The sequence below is a fragment of the Cellulophaga sp. F20128 genome, assembly GCF_023015805.1.
In the GTDB taxonomy this organism is placed as follows: Bacteria; Bacteroidota; Bacteroidia; order Flavobacteriales; family Flavobacteriaceae; genus Cellulophaga.
Window position 1 is genome coordinate 1 of the sequence record NZ_JALKBA010000017.1, and the last position, 22,653, is coordinate 22,653.

14 protein-coding genes are annotated in these 22,653 nt (G+C 35.5%); 1 reads left to right on the plus strand and 13 read right to left on the minus strand.

Features of this window, described 5'->3' with window-relative positions:
• Window positions 1–572: hypothetical protein (locus MWU65_RS13885; protein ID WP_247078838.1), on the minus strand; the 572-nt coding region annotated here is incomplete at its 3' end.
• A 599-nt stretch (window positions 573–1,171) separates the two neighbouring features.
• On the opposite strand from MWU65_RS13885, the gene MWU65_RS13890 reads away from it, so the two are divergent.
• Window positions 1,172–3,046 carry a right-handed parallel beta-helix repeat-containing protein gene (locus tag MWU65_RS13890; protein WP_247078840.1) on the plus strand — a complete coding sequence of 625 codons (1,875 nt, stop codon included), beginning with the start codon at window positions 1,172–1,174 and terminating at the stop codon, window positions 3,044–3,046.
• A gap of 174 nt (window positions 3,047–3,220) precedes the next feature.
• Here MWU65_RS13890 and MWU65_RS13895 read toward each other — a convergent pair whose 3' ends face one another.
• From MWU65_RS13895 to MWU65_RS13950, 12 genes are all read right to left on the minus strand, one after another.
• Window positions 3,221–4,831: an MFS transporter gene (locus tag MWU65_RS13895; RefSeq protein ID WP_247078842.1), complete on the minus strand. Its 1,611-nt coding sequence runs from the start codon at window positions 4,829–4,831 to the stop codon at window positions 3,221–3,223.
• Between the two features lie 63 nt (window positions 4,832–4,894).
• Window positions 4,895–5,752 (minus strand): phosphoenolpyruvate hydrolase family protein, encoded by an 858-nt coding sequence (locus tag MWU65_RS13900; RefSeq protein ID WP_247078844.1) that lies wholly within the window; start codon window positions 5,750–5,752, stop codon window positions 4,895–4,897.
• Window positions 5,753–5,786: 34 nt separating this feature from the next.
• Window positions 5,787–7,001: a Tm-1-like ATP-binding domain-containing protein gene (locus MWU65_RS13905; protein WP_247078846.1), complete on the minus strand. Its 1,215-nt coding sequence runs from the start codon at window positions 6,999–7,001 to the stop codon at window positions 5,787–5,789.
• A 22-nt stretch (window positions 7,002–7,023) separates the two neighbouring features.
• Entirely contained in the window at window positions 7,024–7,320 is a 297-nt protein-coding gene (locus tag MWU65_RS13910) for a Dabb family protein (protein WP_247078848.1), read from the minus strand.
• Between the two features lie 41 nt (window positions 7,321–7,361).
• Window positions 7,362–8,612, minus strand: coding sequence for a VCBS repeat-containing protein (locus MWU65_RS13915; RefSeq protein ID WP_247078850.1), 1,251 nt, complete (start codon window positions 8,610–8,612; stop codon window positions 7,362–7,364).
• A 16-nt stretch (window positions 8,613–8,628) separates the two neighbouring features.
• Window positions 8,629–11,814: a c-type cytochrome gene (locus MWU65_RS13920; RefSeq protein ID WP_247078852.1), complete on the minus strand. Its 3,186-nt coding sequence runs from the start codon at window positions 11,812–11,814 to the stop codon at window positions 8,629–8,631.
• A gap of 33 nt (window positions 11,815–11,847) precedes the next feature.
• Window positions 11,848–12,579, minus strand: coding sequence for a DUF1080 domain-containing protein (locus MWU65_RS13925; protein WP_247078854.1), 732 nt, complete (start codon window positions 12,577–12,579; stop codon window positions 11,848–11,850).
• Window positions 12,580–12,998: 419 nt separating this feature from the next.
• Window positions 12,999–14,450, minus strand: coding sequence for an AraC family transcriptional regulator (locus MWU65_RS13930; RefSeq protein WP_247078856.1), 1,452 nt, complete (start codon window positions 14,448–14,450; stop codon window positions 12,999–13,001).
• Window positions 14,451–14,695: 245 nt separating this feature from the next.
• The gene (locus tag MWU65_RS13935; protein ID WP_247078857.1) at window positions 14,696–15,811 is read right to left on the minus strand and encodes a DUF4998 domain-containing protein; all 1,116 of its coding nucleotides are present in this window, start codon (window positions 15,809–15,811) and stop codon (window positions 14,696–14,698) included.
• A gap of 16 nt (window positions 15,812–15,827) precedes the next feature.
• Window positions 15,828–17,015: a DUF5000 domain-containing lipoprotein gene (locus tag MWU65_RS13940; protein ID WP_247078858.1), complete on the minus strand. Its 1,188-nt coding sequence runs from the start codon at window positions 17,013–17,015 to the stop codon at window positions 15,828–15,830.
• Window positions 17,016–17,027: 12 nt separating this feature from the next.
• Window positions 17,028–18,935, minus strand: coding sequence for a RagB/SusD family nutrient uptake outer membrane protein (locus MWU65_RS13945; protein ID WP_247078859.1), 1,908 nt, complete (start codon window positions 18,933–18,935; stop codon window positions 17,028–17,030).
• A 105-nt stretch (window positions 18,936–19,040) separates the two neighbouring features.
• Window positions 19,041–22,160 (minus strand): TonB-dependent receptor, encoded by a 3,120-nt coding sequence (locus tag MWU65_RS13950; protein WP_247078860.1) that lies wholly within the window; start codon window positions 22,158–22,160, stop codon window positions 19,041–19,043.
• Window positions 22,161–22,653 lie beyond the last annotated feature (493 nt).

Sequence of the window (22,653 nt, forward strand, 5' to 3'; positions counted from 1 at the left end):
AAATCATTTTCTTCAAGTATTGTTTTGAAAGATTTTATGGTATTTTCAATATCAGTAGGAGAGCTTCGAAATTCAATAATAGCATCACCCTCATCATTCAATCCTTTATAAATAAGTTCGGTCTTTTTAGCTTTTTTTAAAGGTAAAGAAAACTCTTTGTTCAACCAATCTCTAGCTCCCTGCTCGTTAGCAAAGTGTTTAGGATTAAAAACACTAGGAGAGGGTTCATTAAACACACCCATAACTTCCATATGAGAAAGCACATCCTGGCCAACAACAAAAGCAATCGGGTGAAAACCATCTTTATCAGCAGTTACAAAACCAGCATCAAACCTTGGTTTTAAAATATTAATTTCTACCCATAATTTTGTTTCATCATCAATTTTAAAAGTAAAATTTTGTTGCAACCATATAATTTGAGTCGGGTTAATTTTCTCTAGCGCCTTGCGGTATTCTAATAATTCACTTTTAAATATTTCGGTAGTTTCAGGTGGTTTTTTCCAAGAATTAACAAAAAGGTTATTTTCTTTTTCAAATTTGACATTTAAATGATGACCACTATATACAATCATAGGTTGGTAGTTGGAGTTTTAATTTTAACGCACTTATAAATAGTTTGTTGTGCGCTTTAAGCAACAATTTAACAAATATAAACCCTCCTATCTTCAAACAACGATCGCTTTTCTTTAAATTTCAATCGCATAAACTCCATTGAATTAGGTTTGATATATAAAAATATTTCATCTTTAAATTCATTCTTGTATTTTACTTATAAGTATAATTTGTACCTAGGTTTTTATTCTAGAATATAACTTTGATTAAATAGAATACCGAGTAGTCTTGTGGTTTAACTAATACTTAAAACGATGAAAACACAAATTTTAGTTTTTATGTTGGCTTTTTAAGGGTTAATTACAACGGACAAGAAAATAAATAAAATAAGAATCCAAATCCAATAGTATGCAGAAATTTATAGGTTTTGTTACACAAAATATTGAATTTCAAGGATGTAATCCAATTGCAACTAGGTCTTAAAAACTTAAGAAATCAGTAGAGCTAATTCATTAAACATAGGGGTTATCACCCCTAACCTTCCCTACCAAAATTAAGTTAATATATAAATGACTATAATTACAGTCACAAAACTATAATACCTTTCAAAAATATCGTTATGATGCGTATAATTACACCTTTTTTAATTTTAATACTCGTCGGATGTAATTCAGCTACAACCACTATAGATTCAGGAAATATTTATCCTGATGAAAGTGAACGTACTCTTTCAAAAGAGCAAAGCACCTATTATATTGATCCTGTTAGTGGCAGTGATGCTAATATTGGAACAGAGAAAGAATCTCCTTGGAAGACTTTTAAAAGGGTAAATCAATTAATCCTTACCAAAGGAAACAGCATTGAAATATTGGCTCCTGGGGCATTTAGAGAATCATTATATCTAATAGGTAAAGGAACAACAGAGGCGCCTATAGTTGTTCAATTTGCCAAGGGAGAATATGATTTTTACCCCAAAGAATTTTTCAAAAACAAGTTTCATATTTCCAATGCCAATGACGCTCCTGATTCCCTTAAATCCGTTGCTTTCTATTTGTATAATTCTGAAAATGTAAAGCTAAAAGGGGTTGGTGCCGAAATCAATTTTAGAGGAAAAACAATTCAAACATCTTTAAATAATTGTAGTAACATCAGTGTAGAAGATCTTAGTTTTGATTATAAACGGCCAACAGTATCAGAGTTACTCGTTTTAAACGTTGCAAAAAAATTTGCAGACGTTCAGATTCATACGGACTCAAACTATGAGATAGTAGACAGTACTCTTGTTTGGGTCGGAGAAGGATGGAAACACAATGCTCAAGACCTTTGGCAAGAGTTTAACCCTGAAACCCAACAGGTATCCCGCAAGCATATTCCTGTAAGCACTATGCGTTTTAGTGAGTTAGAAACAAATAAAGTACGTATCCATTTTGATAAAAAATCTGGATTTACAAAAGGGTTAGTCTATCAGAACCGAAATACTTTTCGTGATTATGCTTCAATATTTATGCAGAAAAGCAAAAATATACTATGGAAAAATGTCACTATTCATTTTATGCATGGTATGGGAATTGTGAGTCAGTTTTCCGAAAACCTTACTTTTGACTCCCTTGTTGTTGCTCCAAAAGTGGGTTCTGGAAGAACTTGTGCAGCTTGGGCAGATATTCTTCATTTCTCTGGATGTAAAGGTGAAATTCAAGTTTTAAATTCCTATTTATCCGCGGCCAATGATGATGCTATAAATGTGCATGGCACCCACCTCCGTATTACAGATTCTATTGCAAGCAATAAAATAAAAGTCCGTTTTATGCATCCACAAACATATGGATTTGAGGCTTTTTTTATCGGTGATAGTATTGAATTCATTAGAGCCAAAACCTTATTACCTTATTCAAAAAATGTAATCTCCAAAATTAATATTCTCAATGAAAAAGAAGTTGAATTGGAATTAGAAAAAAACATCCCTCGCTCTATAGCGATAAACGATGTAATTGAAAATAGTTCATGGACAGCCAATGTTACTATTAAAAATAACAAAATTGTTCACATACCCACACGAGGTATTCTTACAACAACAAGAGGTAAAATAGTTATTGATAACAATGAATTTTTTAAAACAGCTATGAGTGCTATTTTAATATCTGATGATGCTAATAGTTGGTTTGAATCTGGTTATGTAAAAGATGTAACTATCAGCAATAATAAATTTATCGATTGTGGTGGGCCTGTACTCAATATCCATCCTGAAAATTCAGTAATCATAGAAGGTGAACCCGTACATAGCAATATTGCCATAACCAACAATCAATTCTTTTTGGGTAGTCAACAGATTCTTTCTGCAAAAAGCACTGGGAATATCACCTTTGCTACCAACAATATTAGGGCGAATAAAAATTTAAACACAAACCAATTAATACATACAAAATCTTGTGTAAATGTTCAAATATTCAATAATAAACTGAACGATAAAGTCATAACAATTCCTTTAAAACAATAGAAAGCATGAACCAATCTTCCACTCACCTTTATCAAATTCAATAAAATAAATAGGTGAATTATAAATCCCCCCACATATCACAGCGATTATATCTATTAAATTCATCAGCCAAGTTAATATTCCTAGCTCTTATTTTAGTGAGAAGTAAAATAGATCAAATACAAGAGCAAAGAATCAAATCTTGCTTTTTTTCAGTACTATGGGTTTGTACCCGCCCTTTGTTCTAAAGTAGAAAATTAAAATAAGGTAACAAACCAACATAATTACTGGAAAAATAATAACCTTGGCCAGGGCCCTTTGGGTTCCCACATTCTTTAGCTCCGTAATAATAGAATGTATTTCATCAGAATTTTCCAACCTCACCAATAACCCTTTAAGTTGTGGCGTATCTACCGTTTGAAAATCGATTATGGAATAGATGGTTTCATCTTTAAGTGGTAAATTTATCTTCCCATCCGATACTAGTAGTGAAGGAGCTGCTTCAGCAAGTTCAGTAGAGTTCTGGAGTTGTTCTACCTGTGAATTGGATTGAAATGCCCCAATTATAGGTGCGCCCAACATACCCACCGTTAGCATACCAATACCGCTTACTGCGTTCAGAGTAAGTGCTCCCCCTCTAGGAGTTTGTTCTGCAACAACACCTAAGGTAGTTGGCCAGAAAAATGTCTTACCTAGACCATATAGGGTTGCAGCAGCAAAAATGTACCAACCTGTTGATATCGAAAGAAAATACAGTCCACCTATAGCTAGAACACAACTTATAACCAATAAGGTAAGAGGTGATACTTTGTGTAAAATAGAACCTGCAAAAAGTCGGAGTACCAACATAATGACTGAGGTATAAATCAAGACCCAACCTGCATCAAATCCTTTATTGCTCGCTATTCCATGCATAATAGACTGAATCCAAGAATCGGTACCTAATTCGGTTGTCGCTAAAGGCATTATTATAAAGCATAGAAATAATAATATGGGGCGTCCCAAAGTCTTTACATACCATCCAAAGGCGGCTACCATAAGTACACCAATGGCTATGAACCCATAACGCAATAAGTAATCTTCTGATTTAAGTCCAAAAAAATCATTCAATTGCAAAACAACTAAAAATGCCACCAATGAAGCTCCCCCTACCCCAAACTCCTGTAACATTTCTTTATAACTCACTCCGGCTGCAACCCTTTCATTTGGCGGAAACTTCTGCCGAATTAATATTAAATAATAAAGGATAGCCGGAACCACGGTGATAACAATCTTTATCCACCATTCTACATTGCCCATACCTATTAAAATGATACCTGCAAGTACCAATCCGCCAGGCCATGCAGCATGTAATATGTTTAACCATTTGGTCTTGTCCTTACTAAACATGGTAGCCACAACGGGATTAATGAAAGCCTCTACAGTACCATTACCCAATGCAAAAATTAAGCTTCCCCAATACAAGAGATTATAGGCTGTATCTATATCACCATATTGTAAATATTGATAAGCGAAGTATCCCATTACTCCCCATGTTATATGACTAACAAAGGCAAATATCATAGCTACTTTATAGCCAATTTTATCAATTAGAAGACTGAAAAATATGATAGCTACAAAAAAGGGCCAAATACCGATCCCCATAAGCCTCCCTGCCTCAGCTGGATTAAGATCAAAGGATTCGCTCCAAGAATCTACAAGAAACACCCTAGTGATAAAACCAAATGCTGTTGTTAACAAAGCAATAAAGCAACCTAAGAAAAGTATTCTTTTCTTAGAAGCATCATTTGTCGGTACTCTTTTCATAATTAATTTTGTTTGATATTTATTTAGTAATGTGGATACCTCGCTTAAAATTGCAATCTCTCCTTAAAGCTCCAAGGCTTTAAACTTTTGTGTCAAGGCGGTCAAGGAAGTTTCTACTGCCATGCGTTCCAAGGAAGAGGCTCCTACAAACCCGTGCGCATCTGTATTTTCTAAGATGATCTTTACATCTTCAGGCGTATTAATTGGCCCTCCATGTGCTAAGAAAATAATATCCTTATTAATTTTCCGACCAGCTTCTATAATTTCCTGGGTTCTTTTGATTGCAAAGTCCATATCAACAGTTGCCCCTACTACACCGATAGAACCACCTACAGTTGTTCCAACATGTGCAATTATAGCATCGGCACCAACCTCAGCCATTTGAACAGCTTCTTCGGGCGTGGCCACATAAACACATGAGTAAAGATCCATTTTAGTAGCCAAACGTACCATTTCAACTTCCTTGCTAAAACCCATTCCAGTTTCCTCAAGAATATCTCTAAAACTCCCATCTACAATAGAGTGTGTGGGGAAATTATTAATCCCAGAGAAACCCATTGCTTTAACCTGTTGTAAAAAATGCCACATTCTCCTTCTAGGATCAGAACCATGAACTCCGCAGAATACAGGAATTTCTTCAACCACGGGCAATACCTCAAACTCCCCTATTTCCATCGCTACAGCATTGGCATCACCATAAGCCATTAAGCCGGCAGTAGAACCATGACCAGACATTCTAAAACGACCCGAATTGTAAATAATTAAAAAATCAGCTCCTCCTTTTTCTATGAATTTAGCACTTATACCAGTTCCTGCACCAGCACCTATAATAGCTTTTTTTTCGGCCAAGGTTTTTTGTAAGCGTTGTCTCACTTCTTCTCTTGTGTAGGGGTTACCCTTTCCTGTCCATTTATTTGGCATAATCTTTACTTTTTTTGATTTATTTACTTTTGATTTATTCTACTATTTTTAACAATCGATCTACTAATAATTTGGCAAAGGCATCATCATTAATATGGGCATTCATTTCAAGAACCTTCATATAACCTTTAGCATTATCCCTGATGGATTGAAACAAGGCATTATCAGCTTCTTGGTCATAAAAAATATCGCCTTCCTTATCTATTTGCGATATTCCTTTTAGGGGAATAAGGATCTCTACTGGAGCCTTACTTTTTTTTAATTTATCTACCAACTGCTTGCCTAAAATTTTATTCTCATTAATATTGGTCCGCATCAATGTAACGTCTGGGGCCCAACTATAAAGCTTTCTCAATTTATACTTTTCAGGAAGAGTATCTATTTGTGCAAAATTCACCATATCCAAGCAGCCCGGAACCACAACTTGTGGGATTCCCATTTCTGATGCTGCCGTTAACCGATTTGGTCCAGCACTCAAAATTCCCTCACAAAGTTCATCGGCTAGTTCCGTTGTTGTAACATCAAGCACAGCATCAAAAACTCCTTCCCTTATTAAGGCTTCCATCGTAGTACCACCTACTCCTGTTGCGTGAAAAGCCATAACTTCATATTTTTTTTCCTTTAACAGTTCCGTGCATTTATCTACGCATTTAGTGGTATTCCCAAACATAGAAATTGCAATGTTCTTTTTGGTTGATGTTGATTTATCTGCAATTACTTGTGACATCCCACTTATTGCTGCCGCAGCCTGTCGTATCAATAACCTACTGATTTTATTTAGACCAGCCACATCCACAACTGAAGACATCATAGTAATATCCTTGACACCTATCTGTCTGGAAAGGTCTTTAGCAACAACCGTAGACAAGCATAACTTAGGTATACCTAATGGCACCGCTTGCATTGCTTCCAGAATGATATAGGTACCGCCACCACCGCCCATACCAACAACACCTTTAATTTGTTCTTTAGCAACAAGATCTGCAAGAATGACGGCAGCTCCCCTACCCATAAGTTCTACCGCCTTACCGCGATCATTAGAAGCCCGAATGGCCTCTATACTTGTCCCGGAAGCGGCAGCCACCGTTTCATTATCAACATCAATATAGAAATCAACTGAAGTTTCCATAACCCCCACATTAATAGTGAGTATTGGCTGATAATGCACGTTAAGACAGTTGAGGAGATACGTAAAATCTTCTCCTTTAGTATCAAAACAACCGAGTATCACTATTTTTTTATCTTTCATTGCGCTTCCTTTTCATTTTTCTTTAAACATTAAAATCAAAAACAACAGCGCGTTCCAATTTGGGGATTACCAATTCCTTCACCTTTTCATGAATAGGATGAGGCAAATAGGCTTCTCGAGATTCCGGACTATCAAAAGTCATAATAAAACCATGGGTGTAACCATCGTTTAACCCTTCTGTACTATCATATGGGCCATACTCCATATCTAATAATCCTGGTATTTTTCCTACCATAGCATTCATCGTGGTAAAGCATTTATCTATGTCCGTTTTACTAACCTCTTTTTTAAACTGAAACATTCCGTAATGTCTGGTCATACTTCTATTTTTTAATTGTTTAAATAATTTTCATTCTTATCTTACTTCTGGATAAAGACAAACACCCCTTTTTTGTTGGAACTGACAATATCAATTTTCCCATCTCCATTAAGGTCATGGGTTGCAATCTGCCTTCCTACACCAGAATCATCATCAATCTGATATGGAATTAATTCTACAATTCCATTTCCCCACCTATGGGTTTTAAACCAATACAAAACTGCTGGCTCTTCCGCACCTGGGTCTCGACCATTGTGTGCGTAATAGCATTTTCCGGTTACTATATCTTGAATTCCATCATTATCAATATCGGCAATGGTTAAGGCGTGCAACTGGCTAAAAGAAACGCCATAAGGGTTATCCTCTTTTTTATGAGTCATCACTTTATGCTCCTTAAACACAATTTCACCCTGATCTCTTATTTGTTCAAACCAAGAAAATCCATAACCGTGACCATCCATTGCTGTAACCACGTCATTATCACCATCACCATCAATATCAAAGGCAAACATTTGAGCCCCTCCTTTTCCTGGTGAAAAAGGATACGAATGAAAATTCCAAAGTGCAGATTCATCCCAATTGATAGGTTGCTCCCACCATCCCCTTCTTTCAATTATATCGAGCAAGCCATCTCCATTAATATCTCCTACTCCTAAGCCATGAGAATACACCGGAAAACGACTTGGGTCTACTTCACTAATTGCAAGTACTTTCCATTCTTCCTTTACTTTTTTAGAAGGGACTCCTATCACAAGTCTTCCATCACTAAAGGCTAAAAGTTCATTATTTTCATCCCCAATAATATTGACAAATACTGGAGATTCATGCCCTACCTTACTAAGTGCAGGTAAATATTTAGTTTTAGGAACACCCTCAATAAACGCATAGGAGGACTTCCCAGGGTCTTTGATCCATTTGCTATCCTCCCCCGGAAGCCCTACCTGTAAGATATCAGTCCAACGGTTATTATCTATATGTCCTGTAAACGTGAAAAAAATTGTTGAGTATCCCTCTAAACCTGGACCTATAATTGGAAAATATTTTACGGTGTCATAGGCATATTTTTCCTTAAAATTAGGCCCTTTCCACCATAAAGGACCAGCAACAATATCCAAGTGGCCATCCAAATCAATATCACCAATTGAAACACCTTCAGAAACATAGGAATCTAAGAGTTGTACTTTTTCAAAATTTACTTCCGTTAAAGGTTTCTTTTGCAACTGGGAAAAAATAGTGCATAACGGAAGCATAGAAAAACAAAGTATTGCGCTATACTTTTTTATAAAATTCATAAATTAAATTTCCAGATTACTTTAATGTTTTAATATAAGACAATAAGTCAGAAACTTGTTCTTCTGAATAATTTTCAATCAAGCCTTTGGGCATAAAGGAGCGTCCTCCCAAAAATCCTTCAAATGCAATTTCTGAAGCTTGGATAAATTGACTACTGCCCCCCATAAATCCTACAGTTGTTCCTCTTTCATCCTTTTTAACCATATAACCATCTACAGTTGCACCATCTTTCTTAGTCACTCTGTAAACAGCATAGCTACTTTCTACGGCTGCATCTGGATTTAGAATAGCCGTTAAAAGCGCTTCGTTTTCTCGTAAAGCAGATCCGTCTAAAGCTGGCGCATAATCAAATCCTTTATCCCCCACAGTATGGCATAATAAACATACTTGGAACAGCTTCTCACCATTTGCAGGGTTTCCTTCGTTTTTCTCTGCAATAGCCATAAAACGACCTAATTTGGATTCAAAAGCTATCTTTTCCGCCTCAATTCTTTCTTTAACTTGATCTAATATGGTAATCCCCCTTTCGTCTTGTTTGTTAGCCTGAAATACTTTTTCTGCACTCGACAGGTCAAATTCTTCGGTTGTCAATGTCCCCTTTCCCACAAGTTGTTTTAAAAGCGTACTTCCCTCTTCAGAATTGGACAATACCTTAATGACCTTACTTTTTTCAGACTCCTCTAAATTAGGTGCCCAACCACTTATATTATTTTCTGCGGATTGGATATCTGCCTTAGCCAGGGTTTGTGTTGCAGAGGCCCGCAACTCCAGTTCCAAAGTTTCCATTTTGGCTATCCGCTCAAAAACAGCCTTATTTTCTATGGGTTGCCCTTTTAGAGCGAACATTGCAAGCTTAATAGTTTCAGAAGAAAACCCTTTATCTACAAATGGTATTACGGCATTTCTTAGAGCGTGAATGTTTAATTTACCCACTGCTTCTAACCCTAGGTTCTGTTGTGTTCTATCTGTACTTTTCAACAAGTGCTTTATCGGTTTAATTAATGATAGGGTCAGCGCTTCAGATTGTACCTTCGCTATATTTTTTAGAGTAAGCGTAACATGTTTTTGTGCTTCAGCTTCATTTTCTAAAACTGGAAGAACAACGTTTAGCACTTTTCTATTCTCCAACATTCCGGCAACAATTATAAAGGTAGGCTCATCCAAATCCTTTTGATCTGATTTTTTCCAAAGGTCAACAAAGACTTGTTCTCGTTCTTCTTTTGGCAATGCCTGACTGGCCCAAATTAAATTAGAAGTATTGTATTGTGAGGATTTCGCTGATTTGATAAAACGCAACAGTTCTTTTGGGTAGTTCTCTAGGGCTTTCCTTGCTAAATATCTCTCAAAATTACGTTCGTATGCTCCTCCCATACTATTCCCGTCAAGAGGTGGATTACAAGCTGCTACCAAAAGCCCTATGGTTTCGGCACTTGCCGTATGAACCGCATCCAAGGTCCTCAAAACTTGTGATCTTACCATAGGATTATTGTCTTTTGACGGTCCTTGCAATAAATTAGCAAGTAAATCGGCACTTAAAGAAAAGGATTGTAAAGAGCGAACAGCCTCACGTCTAAGATTATCAGATTGGGTTGCCAATAAGGCTCTCATTACCTTAGCATCATAATGCTTTATCCCTTCCAAAGACCATAGCGCCAAGATGCGTGTAATTTCATCTTGATTTGTATCCGATACGAGAAGTATTAAATCTTTGGACAAATTACAAGTTTCTTCTATAGGCCGGTCGCTGATCTGGTGCCACGCCGCACGTTTTGCCCAAATAGAAGGCGACTTTAAATAATCAACTAATTCATTGGTCTTAACTTCATAAAAATTGGGAATTTCCCGCTTTTTTTGAGATTTATGTCGAATCCTCCAAATACGACCATGCGATTTATCTCGATCAGGATGGGTAGTTGCTACCTCATTATGAGAAACAATTTTATTGTACCAATCCGCAATATATAAACATCCATCAGGACCAAACTCCATATTGACTGGTCTAAACCAATCATCTTTGGAGGTTAAAAAATCCGGCAAATGTTCTGAAGAAACAGATCCATCCTTGTTGCGGACAATTTTAACGGCATTAATAGCGCTCGTAATAGGATTTGCTATAAAAGCTACATCTTTCCACTCTTCAGGAAATGACCCATTTAAGTCATCTGCAAAAGCGACACCTGAAATTCCAGTCCCACCAACTCGAAATTTATGCAATTCAGGCATCCATGGCTGGTAAGGCCTAAGTCGATCGTTCCCAATCCCTGGAAAACCTGATCCTATCTCCATAGGCGCTACAGAATAACCAATGTCATTGGCCTCCATCCCATACCACTGCCCATTGCCTCTGAGCTTAAATCCCCAAATATTATTGAGCCCTGAACTCACCAATTCTATCTTTTTTGCATCTAAGGAAAACCGAGCAATTTTACTGAAGTCTAACCGAATTTTTGCATCACTAACCAAGGAGCTAACCTCTCCTTTGTTTAGAGCACCCTGGCTAAAATGAATCCAATCCCCAGGACCACGAACCAATACATGTGCCATAGTATGCGTATCTGTAATACCAAACCCAGTAAACAAAGGCGTACGTTTGTCTGCCTTTCCATCATTGTCCGTATCTTCTAAGAAAAACAATTCTGAACCTTGAGCAACATAACTCCCATTTTTATAAGGTAGTATACTTTGAGGAATAGCTAGACCGTCTGCCCAAATTTTTGCTGAAGCTTTGTTTTTACCATATAATCCAGAAAGCACTAATATCTTGTCCTTCCCTTTTGTCTTACCCCGATAAAGATCTAAAATTCTTTTGAAATTAGGATCCTTCTCTTGGGCTGCAGGGTCATCCATTAATCGCAACAAATCTTGCCAGCCTATATTGGTTACCGGATCTAAGGGATACATTTCTGCAGTTTGTGTCCATAACTGACCAGCATCATCAAAAGCCATATTAATAGGGTTCACAACACCTTCTCTTTCACTCGCTACCAATTCTACAACAAAGCCATCGGGTACTTGAAAACCAGCCAATTCCTCTTCTGGAGAATAGATTTCTGTTCTGGCAGATTGGGTTTTTCTATTGTAGTCTATAGCTTCAGTACCACTAGGGTCTTCGCCTTCAGAAACAGGTGTTTTTTGTTTGCAGCCTAGGCTAGTTAAGGCCATAGCAAAGCCATATAAAAGTATGATTCTTTTAATTTTCATGTGTTTTCCTTAAATATTAATGATTGTGCTTTTCTACAGCTCAGTTATAGTTATATGTTTAAATTCAATCTTTGCATTTCCACCACTGTGCAATTGAATTCCTATTACCCCTTTTGAAGGAATAAAACTGTCTTTTTCTAAATATTCAACTGTTTTTACACCATTGATATAGAGTTCATGTTTGTTTCCAACACAGCGAATAATATAACTATTCCACCCATCTTCGTTTAGGATATGCTTTAGTGTACTGAGGTCACCACTAACCAGCTTACCTCGTCGGTGCTCATCATAAATATCTCCCCAATACCCCTTACCAATGTCGGCCTGATACCCAATTATATGATTATCCTTTATAATAGAACGGTACTGCACACCACTATTGATAAGACCAGTGCTATGATCACCTGTTAGTTTAAATAGAAAACGAAATTCAAAATCTTGGAATTGTTGTGTTGTATACAAATACGTATTTTCAGGAATTTTAATTGTTCCATCACCTCCTATCAATGTACTATCGGTTACTTTCCAAAGTGATGCGTTCTGCTTTTTTACTGTTTCCCAGCCCGTTAATGTTGTACCATCAAAAAGTGAGACTGCCACAGAGTTCCGTTGGGCAGAACAACTAAAATTTCCTAAAATAAGAAAAGTTAATATCAAAAAATTTGTATTCAAAACTCCTTTAATAATAGTAGACAACTGATCCGTTCCAACTTTATCGTTTTCAATTAATTTACTTTTAGTTCTACACTGCCTATTTATTTTCATAACTATTAATTCTTAGCTTATTACTTCCTTAGTTTAAACCTTACGGTTTTGATTGCCCTAAATTAGGTTTAGAATTTAAAAATTAGCCGATTTTGAGCGCATATTGTATCCCATAATGACATTGGGACGTCCCAAACCTCTAAATAAGGGACTTTTAAAGAGTTTATATTTTTAAACAAATAGCGGAATATTTCAATAATAACCCCACTTTTTCCAAAAACAAGCATGGATAATATGTTGCATAATGCCTAAAAATCTGGAAAATGAAGGTGTAGCTTGTTTAACTAAGGAAGCAACTAATTCCTAAAATAGGGAATAGATTAATTTCGATTGTTATAAAAATGCTCAGATGGCAATCAATGAAGTATCCAGTAAAAATTTAAGTATTTAGTGATATAGGTATATAAAAAACTTCAAGATCAATGATTCTGATGAAGGCTCTTCTTATATTCAGAAGGTGTACGCTTGGTTACTGATTTAAATACCCTATAAAATGAAGTTTTTGAATTAAAACCACTTTTTTCTGCAAGGTACATCATTGTATAAGCAGCATTTGCTGGGTCTTTCAGTTGCCGTTTAAATTCTTCTACCCTTAAAAAGTTTATGTAGTTGCTTAAGGATGTGTTGCCTACATTTTCAAATAGAAGATTGATGTCTACTTCGCTTATTCCAGAGTTCTTTACAATTTCATGTATTGATAGATTTTGTTCTATGTAGATTTTAGAATTCTCAATATACTCCTTTAGTGTATTAAATTTTTCTAGTTCTTCTTCACTTCCATTAAATTTGGAGTTGGACTTCCATTTAAATTTTGATCTTTTATTTAAATAAAAGATTACACCAAGGAAGAAAACACCAATTCCTAAATAATAAAGTAACCTAAAATCGATCGGTTTATTGTAAAAAATTATATCATCCACCATAACGTGCCCCCAATCTCCGGAATGATGATCTACAATCTCAATTTTAGCAATACTCCCCACAAAAGGGTCTACATTCCAATGGTGCCACCTCATCTGTCCATCATTCTGCCCTACTTCAGAAAAAACTACGGAATCGTTAACAATTAAGTTAACACAAGTCTTTTCTTGGTGATTACCTCCCCCGATTAAAAACTTAATACGGTCATATTTAATTTTAAAAGGACTTGAAGTAAGTTTCCCTTGTTTCGTATCATGTGTCTCCCCAAACGAAAAAGCAAAATATTTTCCTTTAAAACCATTTGCCGTTATGGGATAGTAAATATTAGTTCTATCACGTGGAACCTCAAAGGCATCCCCTTCAACTTTCCAATTATTATAGGTACCACTTTCGAAATTTTCAAATACCTCTTCCTTGGTAAAATTATAATCACTAAATAGTATATTATCGACAATAATATAAGCTAAGGAATTTCGCTCGTACTCTGTAGCCATTGCATCTACAATTTCCAAAACAGCATTTTGACCTTGCATATCACTTACATCCCAGGATATCTTCCTTAATACATTATCATTTGAGCCGGTCGCAACCCGAACTACTTTATTATTTACAATTAGATTTACACATTCCCTTGTTTCGTGATGTCCTCCAGCAATCAATAAATGTATAAAATCTCTTTTAATTACAAAGCTTCTTGATACAAGTTTTCCCTGATTATAGCTTTTCCCTGACCCTATAAAATTTGAAAAGGCAAAATATTTTCCCTGCACATTTTTTATGTTCTCATCAATTGAGTCCAATTGTGAAGGTTTATAGAAAGTAACGCCCTGTATTTCCCAATTATCGAAGTTGGCTTTTTCAAAATCTTCAAAAATAATATCTGATTCCTTTGGAGAACTACAGGAAGTAAATAAAAAAGCGATTAAAAAAAAACTGCAACGAAATAGCATAGATTTGGCAAATGTTAGATAACATAATTTTTGCTAAATATACCTATGTATGGATAAACATAAAAATCTAAAAATAAAATTTCGTTCCAAAACAAAAAACAAAATAGAACTAATTTCAATAATAAGAGATATCCTTGGATAAGTTTTTAAATAAATAGTTGAAATAATTCTGTTTAAAAGAAAATCGCCTGAAAATAATTTTCAAGCGACCTTCTTACCTTTTACTACAATTAATTTATGTCTCTTTATTGAATTTTAACAGTTGAAAAAACTTCAAGTTCAAACATCCTAATAATCTCACTGGGATCTGTATCATATGTTTCAAATGTATAACGTATTTTACTTGCGCTCACCCCGTCATATATGCCCGTAAAAACTTTTTGATTGTTAGCCGATATATTCTCTAGATCTTGCCAAATACCACCCACTTCAATTTGTAAAATAAAATCACTAATTGGTGAATCGTCATATACAACTACTTTTTCTATATCAAAAGTGCCTTCGAAATCTACTTCTATCCAATGATTACCAACGACACGATCATTAATCCATCGTGACGCATTATCGCCTATAATTCCATCAACGGCATTTTCTGGAATAAAAGAATCATTTAAATTACTATCTGAAGTAACTGGCTTACCCAATGCAATATTTACTAACTTTTCTATTGGTGGTGTTACAGTTTCTGTTTTAAAAACATCAATACTATTATTTGGTTGATATATTGTGGCATAGGTAATTGATGTATTAAAATCTGGATTATCTAAAAATATTCTATCCTTCAGTTCTTCTGCTGTAAAGGTTAGAACTAGGTTTTCGGAACCATTATTGTACATTAACTCTATACCTTTATCGTCCTCATTTAAAGCCGAGCTAAGTTGCAAATAAATTCCACCATCAGCCAATTCAAAACTTGTTACAAGTCTGTTGTTTAAAGTTTGTTGATATTTTGGTCCATAAACCTTACCTAAACTATTAAACGAAATTGATTTTGTCCCTAGATCATCAATAGAAATGAAAGCAAATGTATATTCCCCTTCTGTTATTTCTTCATTTTCTCCAATAACAAAACTAAACATTTCAGCAGCTTCATGCTGTTGAACCGGTACGGTTACTTGCTTATCAACACCTAATTCATTCCAGATTATCCGTAACGATGTAGCGCGTGGATCGCTTAAATAACATTGAAATTCTATTCGCTTATTGCCTCCAAAAGCACTCAAAGAATCAATTTTGCCGATGTAATTGATTTCGCCATCCTTTAACCATTCGTAATGGAGTTCATTCATATCTTGATTACATGATGTCATTACTATTAATAGCAAAATGGCAAGGCCATATATATATTTTAGTTTCTTCATTTTAATTTTATTTTAATTAGTTTCGTTCTCCCCAAAATGTCAATTCACCCAACCACATACGGTCAGTTTGGCCCCAACTTTCCAGGGTAACAAATCGTAAATATTGATATGAACTGGCGTTAATATCAATTTCAAAATCAATTCCTTTGTCAAACGCTGTTTGGTCTTCCTCGGTTGGGGCAATATTTGCAGGATTTCCGGAAGGCTTTTCGTCATACCATTCACCTATCGCATTCCATTCGGAATCAACACTAAGTGGATCATTCGCTATTGCCGCATCGTTAGTTCCTAACAATAGAATATGTCTTGGTTGGCTGTGCGCATAAACAAAATCAAACCGAATTCCCATTTTAAAACGACTAAGCTTTATTTTTTCTCCCAAATCCATTGTAAAATAAACTCTATCAATGCCACTACCGAAAATACTATAGCTATCTTTTCCTACTGCTCCATTAAACATTGAAGCAAACCCCGTTGTGAAAGAGATTGTATTAAAATCAGGATTATGGGGCAATTCTCTAAATGCCACAGGATCTATTTGCTCTTCAAAAAATGGTGATGCCTTGAATTTTAAAGTATCTGTTCGTTGGCCATATTCATCGCGAATAACAACACCAAACTCATTTTCGACTGCTTCTAGTCCACGTACGGTTTGATTGACACTAACGGCAGTAGTAAAAATACTCTCGTAATCACTAAATGTGTTGCTTTCTTGATTATATATTAAAAAATCTATAACCAATTCTTGTTCTGCTTCATTCATCCAAAACAATTTTATTCCACCAAAAGCAGCCTGAAAGTTTAATGACTCAAAAACATCAAACATGGTATTATCTAAAGGTTCTATTTCAATTTGAGTAGCTTTTGATGCATTCAAACTTTTATCGACAGCAATCACATCTACCGGCACTTTTGCTGATCGTAAAAATCCATTTAGCTTCATGGTATTTGTAAATGCCGAAGCTCTTACAATGGCTTCATTTCCGAGAGAATTAATGTATTTAGCTTCTACATAAAGGAGGTCTTCATCCAAAGGATTTGTGTATGTTAGAACACTAAAACCCTTTTCATTTTCTACCTTAATTTCCGATACCAGACCAGGAGCTTTATGATCAACCGCGAATTGTCCACGATTATCATCTTCTTCGCATGACATACTAAATAAAGCCATGATAACTATTAAATAAAATACTGTATTTTTCATATCATCAATTATTTACCACATTGGGTTCTGAACTAAATTTTTGTTGGTTCTTAAATTTAAAACTTCGATCGGCAAAAAATAATCACGTCCAAAAAACTTTTGTTGTTCAATAGCAATGATCTGATTAAATTCGCTTGTAATATCACTTGTTACATTTAAACCTTGGATAGGTTTATTCATAGGCTCACTCGCTGTTTTCCATCTCCTAATGTCAAAATAACGTTTTCCTTCAAAGGCAAATTCTGCAGTTCGTTCATGTCGTATAATGTCGCGCATACCTTCTTTATTAGTTACCTTATCAGGGAACTTACTAAAATTAGTCCAACTCTCTACAACACCCTTAAGTCCTGCCACTTGACGAACGGCATCAATAGCATTATAAACTTCCTGATTAGGAGCTTCCAAGCTTTCATTTAACGCTTCCGCGTAAAACAAGTAAAGTTCAGCCAAGCGGTAAATAGCAAAAGTAGCATTACGTTCTGTCCTGCTTTGAGATGAACTGGAATAAACTGAATTTATATGAACAAGTTTTCTACAGTATAAACCCGTTGGAGAAAAACGTAAATTTCCATTTTTTCCTTGTTCTTGGCCTTCTTTCATTTTAAATACATAACTCTCATCATTGGCATTGGCCCCCTCGTTTATATCTTTGGTTTTTCCGTTTCCAAACCATCTGCTTCCGTCAAAAGCCAAATTGGAATAATATCGAGGTTCTCTAGAAAGATTTATCTGCATGGTTTCATAATTTGGTAATGCATAAAATTTTTCTTCCTGAGGAACAAGAACAACATTATGGCGTTGCTCATACGGATAGCTATTATCTTCATCAATAGGCACACCATTGCTCGAATAAAAGAAATTGGTAGTTTCAAAAGATGGAGCTATATACGTATTATATGGAGCCCAAGTATGTTGGGATTGCGAAAAATAAGGAGTCACAGTTTCAACATTTGCGGTGTTATACCGATTTGTTGCAAAAATGATTTCCGAATTCCATTGTTCCATTACACATTGTTTCCGGTTCAAAACAATTCGTGTGGAATCTGAAATATTAGGATATTGTGTTATCTCATAAAAAGAATGTCCGGCACTCAAGGCTAGGTCTAATGCCTGTTTACTTGCTGTGGCAGCAACGCTCCACTTGTTTTGATCGAAACTATCGCTGTACAAAGCAGTTCCATCATTGTTCTTTAAGAAATTGATATCCGAATTCCCATTATATAATGGACTGGCAGCGGTTATCAACATTTCTGCCTTTACCGTTGCGGCAATAACTTTTGTAATGTGACCCGCTTCAATACTAAGATTAATAATCTCTGCTGGTAAGTCCTCAATTGCCTCATCCAAAAGTCCTACCAAGTACTCCACAGAGCTGTCAAATGGTTCACGACTAATACGCGTTTGCTCTATCCCTGCTTCAACACTTAGATTTTCTTTAACGGTAGGAACTGCCCCATAAAGTTTCATTAATTGAAAGTGATAAAAGGCTTTTAGAAATTTAACCTCGGCGATCCATTGTCTTTTTTCAAAATCCGGAAGATCGGCAGAAACACCAGGTGCTCTCTCTAGAAATGTATTACAATCTCTAATGGCATCGTACATACTATTCCATTGATCAAAATAAGGATCCTCTGCAGTTTGAAGGCCGTTTCGCATCAATACTCCTCTCCTATTAGCCTCGTTACCATAAAATGAATTGGGATCAATATAAAACTCATCACTTCCACTCTGCGCTGGATTGTTTCGAATATTTTGAAAACTAGGCATGTAACTGTAACATGTTGCTAAATACCTTAGCGTAGTAGTTCTGTCTTGAAAGGCAAGATCTAATGTTGCTATGTTATCTGGAATAACATCTAAATAATCACTACAACTAAATGAAATTAGTGTAATGAACGCTATTATAATATACTTTTTCATTTGTTTCTGTTTTTCATTGTTTCTATTTTATATTTCAATGGTGTCCTGATAATTACATTGTATACTATCCCCGTAAGGATAAAAACAGAATGTAATTTCCAATCGCTATAATCCAACTTTTAAGCCTAGATTGAATACTTTTTGAATGGGGTATCCAAAACCATTACCAGCCAATTCAGGATCCCATAATTTGAATTTGCTCAAGGTTAATAAATTGACACCTGTGGCATAAAACCGTGCACTACCTAAGCCTAACTTTTCGGTTATTTTTTCAGGAAAATTGTACCCAATTTCTAAGGTTTTTAATCGTAAAAATGAGCCATCACGCATCCACCACGTACTTGTTATCTCATTATTTTCTAAGGACTGGTCTGTTAATCGAGGCCAAAATGCTTTTGGATCGGGATTACTTTCGGACCAATGGTCATCAGCAATTACCTGTAGTAATGCATTCTTACCGCCTTGATTTCGTATAAATGGTTGAATCATTGAGGTATTAATAAAGAAGCTTTCATTTGCTAATCCTTGGAAAAAGGCAGAAATATCAAACCCCTTATATCCTGCACTGAATCCAAATCCATAAATAATTTCTGGCCTTGTTGGATTCCCGATTGGTACTTGATCATCAAAACCAATTACACCATCATTATTGATATCACGATATTTAATATCTCCAGGTCCATAAGTACTAAAATTTTGTATTGGACTGTTATCTACATCAGCCTGATCAATAAATAAACGCTCAGCAACATACCCTAATGTTTGCGAAGTTGAAAGTCCCGTTCGGTTTAACCAAGGTGTTTCTGACCTATCTACATCTTCATAAAATGCAAATTTTGTTCTTGCATACGTAAAATTACCTCGTAAACTCAACCACAATCCATTATGCCAACTGTTGTTATAGTCAAGTGACAAATCTACTCCAGAACCTTTTGCCTTACCTACGTTTGCAATTGGAGTGTTTTGTAATCCCAGGGTTACTGGAACTGTAGATCTTGCCTGTAGAATATTATCTCGTCTCTCTGTAAAATATTCAGCAATCACGTTAAATTTATCAAAAACCGTTGCCTCTATACCCAAATTTAATTTTTTAGAAGTCTCCCAGGTTATTAAATTATTTGGATTCCTATTAGTGCTAACACCTGGGCTAAAAACATCTCCAAATTCTCCAAAAGCATATCCCCTATTGTTATCTATCAAATTGATATCAGACAAATAAAAGAAACGATCTGATCCGTCATCGATTGCATCTGTTCCAGACAAACCGTAGGTTGCTCTTAACTTCATTGAAGTAATAACTTTATGAAGTAAGGGGGAACTTTCCCAAAACTTTTCTTTGGATATCATATACCCAAAACCACCAGAAGGAAAGAATCCCCATCGGTGATTTTTAGCAAATCTTTCACTACCATTTATTCCAAAACTTAATTCCGTGAAGTATTTACTATTAAGTCCATACGAAAACCGTCCTGCGTATCCTGAATTTCTAGAAGGTAAGGAAGTAGATAAAGTGTTACCAGGTTTTTGTGAGTTTCTTCTTGTGGCGACTAACATACCTGCAAGGCTATGCCTTTCACCATACTTTTTATTGTAATTCATAACCATCTCAAAGTAATTTGAGGCACTGATGGTTCTTTTTTCAGGGTCGGTGCTAAAATCTAAAAATTCAGTTCCTTGTTCAGCATTAATGGGTAATAAAAAGAATGTATCATCAGTAGGATTGTATGATCCTGGAGCTACATTATAATAGAAAGGATTGTATTGTCTTTCCGCATTAAAAGTGGATGCCCTATCCGTAGAAAACAAAAATCTACCTGTGAGTCCTTCGGTAACAAAATTAAAATCCTGGTTAATCACAACCTGGGTTTTCATTTGGGTATCGGTAGACTCTCTAAACCCCTTCACCGTTTCTGCATAAGGATTTACAAAATTTTCCGCCGGATCATTTCCAAACAAAATATGGTTTCGCGGAGATGTTAGGGCATTTGAGTTAAAAAAAGGAACAAAGGCTACTGGATCAGCACGCAAAACACTTCCATACACATCGCTACCACTAACTAAAGGTCCATTATAATCCCTAAATTGGCCTGTAAATCTTATAGTTGCTTTTGTAGTTTTAGTTAATTGTAAGCCCACATTAGATCGTAATACAAATGTTTTTACATTAATATTGTTATTAAAATCATTCTCATTGGGAACTTTTATATTTCCATTATCTTCATTAAAAGTTGCTGCCAAATAATAGGTGACTTTAGGTGAACCACCACTAAGATTGAAGTTAGTTCGCGAGTTTCTCACATTGTCCTTAAATAATAAATTGTACCAGTCAGTCGCAGGATATACAAAAGGGTTCGCTCCTTTTTCCGTTTGTTCAATCTTTTCAAGGCTATAAAACCTTCCACCAAAAGGATCTCGAGCTAAAGAAGCTTCGTTATGCAGCTTCATATAGGTAATAGGGTTAGCTAAATTAATTTGATCCGTAGCACTACTAAAAGATTGCTCATGCCGGATATTAATTTTTAATTTGCCTTCTACACCAGTTTTTGTTGTAACGTTAATAACTCCATTTCCTCCTCTGGCCCCGTATACGGCAGTTGCGGCAGCATCTTTCATAATAGAAAAGGTATCTATATCATCTGGTTGTAAAGAATTTAATTCGCTAACTGGAGATTCAACACCATCAATTAAAATAAGTGGACCTGCTGCATAACCAAATGATGTGACCCCTCTTATAAAGAAATCCGCACCATCTGCACCAGGCTCACCTGACCTTTGGTATGAGATTAACCCCGCAATACGCCCTGCTAATGCAGTAGATAAATTACTGGAAGGAATTTTTAATTCGCTCGGTCTAATGGTTTGAATAGATGCTACTACGCTTTCTTTTTTTTGTATGTCACCGAAAGCGGTTACCACGGTTCCTTCTAACTCCGATGCATCCCCTCGCATAACAACATTGATAACATTTCTGTTATTCACAGCTATTAGTTGGGGTTCCATTCCAACAAAGGTGAATTGCAGGGTATCATTAACGGATGCATTTTTTATTAAATAGTCGCCATCAAACCCGGTCATTGTACCGTTGTTCGTACCTTTTACCAATATATTCACGCCAAATAATGGTTCGTTGAATTCATCAGTTACGCGTCCCGTTATTTGTTTTTCCTGCGCACAGAGCGAAAGAAAAGACCAAAAGAAGGTCGCGATCATCAAACTTTTTTTCATAATTAAATATTAGAGATTAGTAATTCAAGGAGTTCGTTTAAATAACAGGCTCCTTTTTTGGTTAGGTATTTATTAATAGAAAATATTTTAAAAAACAGCTAAGCTTTATAAAATGTACTTTTTAGAATTTTTTCATGTACTGAAAAGAGAACTTTAAATTAAATAGTTGCAACATTCTGATACGAAAAAAAATTTATTCTTAATCATATGATTTCCGAGAAACCTTAATCCTTAAAAATAATTTGCATTATTCTTATAGGTAAAATTCATTAAATGAAACAATAACTAAACCACTCAATTTTAAATGATTATCACATTTTATGACGACTAAAAGCTTTTATAAATTAACACTGATTTGCATTTATTAACAATGATTTAACGGTATTAATTAACGGAAGCGATTCTGGAAACGTTTCCATTTACCGGAATCGATTCCGAAATATTTTAATTCAAGGCAAATCGAATTACAGGATTTATTATGTACGCACAGTTT

Coding starts and splice junctions, on each gene's coding strand:
- MWU65_RS13890 (WP_247078840.1), top strand. CDS start 1,172: ATGATGCGTATAATTACACCTTTTTTAATTTTAATACTCGTCGGATGT.
- MWU65_RS13895 (WP_247078842.1), bottom strand. CDS start 4,831: ATGAAAAGAGTACCGACAAATGATGCTTCTAAGAAAAGAATACTTTTC.
- MWU65_RS13900 (WP_247078844.1), bottom strand. CDS start 5,752: ATGCCAAATAAATGGACAGGAAAGGGTAACCCCTACACAAGAGAAGAA.
- MWU65_RS13905 (WP_247078846.1), bottom strand. CDS start 7,001: ATGAAAGATAAAAAAATAGTGATACTCGGTTGTTTTGATACTAAAGGA.
- MWU65_RS13910 (WP_247078848.1), bottom strand. CDS start 7,320: ATGACCAGACATTACGGAATGTTTCAGTTTAAAAAAGAGGTTAGTAAA.
- MWU65_RS13915 (WP_247078850.1), bottom strand. CDS start 8,612: ATGAATTTTATAAAAAAGTATAGCGCAATACTTTGTTTTTCTATGCTT.
- MWU65_RS13920 (WP_247078852.1), bottom strand. CDS start 11,814: ATGAAAATTAAAAGAATCATACTTTTATATGGCTTTGCTATGGCCTTA.
- MWU65_RS13925 (WP_247078854.1), bottom strand. CDS start 12,579: ATGAAAATAAATAGGCAGTGTAGAACTAAAAGTAAATTAATTGAAAAC.
- MWU65_RS13930 (WP_247078856.1), bottom strand. CDS start 14,450: ATGCTATTTCGTTGCAGTTTTTTTTTAATCGCTTTTTTATTTACTTCC.
- MWU65_RS13935 (WP_247078857.1), bottom strand. CDS start 15,811: ATGAAGAAACTAAAATATATATATGGCCTTGCCATTTTGCTATTAATA.
- MWU65_RS13940 (WP_247078858.1), bottom strand. CDS start 17,015: ATGAAAAATACAGTATTTTATTTAATAGTTATCATGGCTTTATTTAGT.
- MWU65_RS13945 (WP_247078859.1), bottom strand. CDS start 18,935: ATGAAAAAGTATATTATAATAGCGTTCATTACACTAATTTCATTTAGT.
- MWU65_RS13950 (WP_247078860.1), bottom strand. CDS start 22,160: ATGAAAAAAAGTTTGATGATCGCGACCTTCTTTTGGTCTTTTCTTTCG.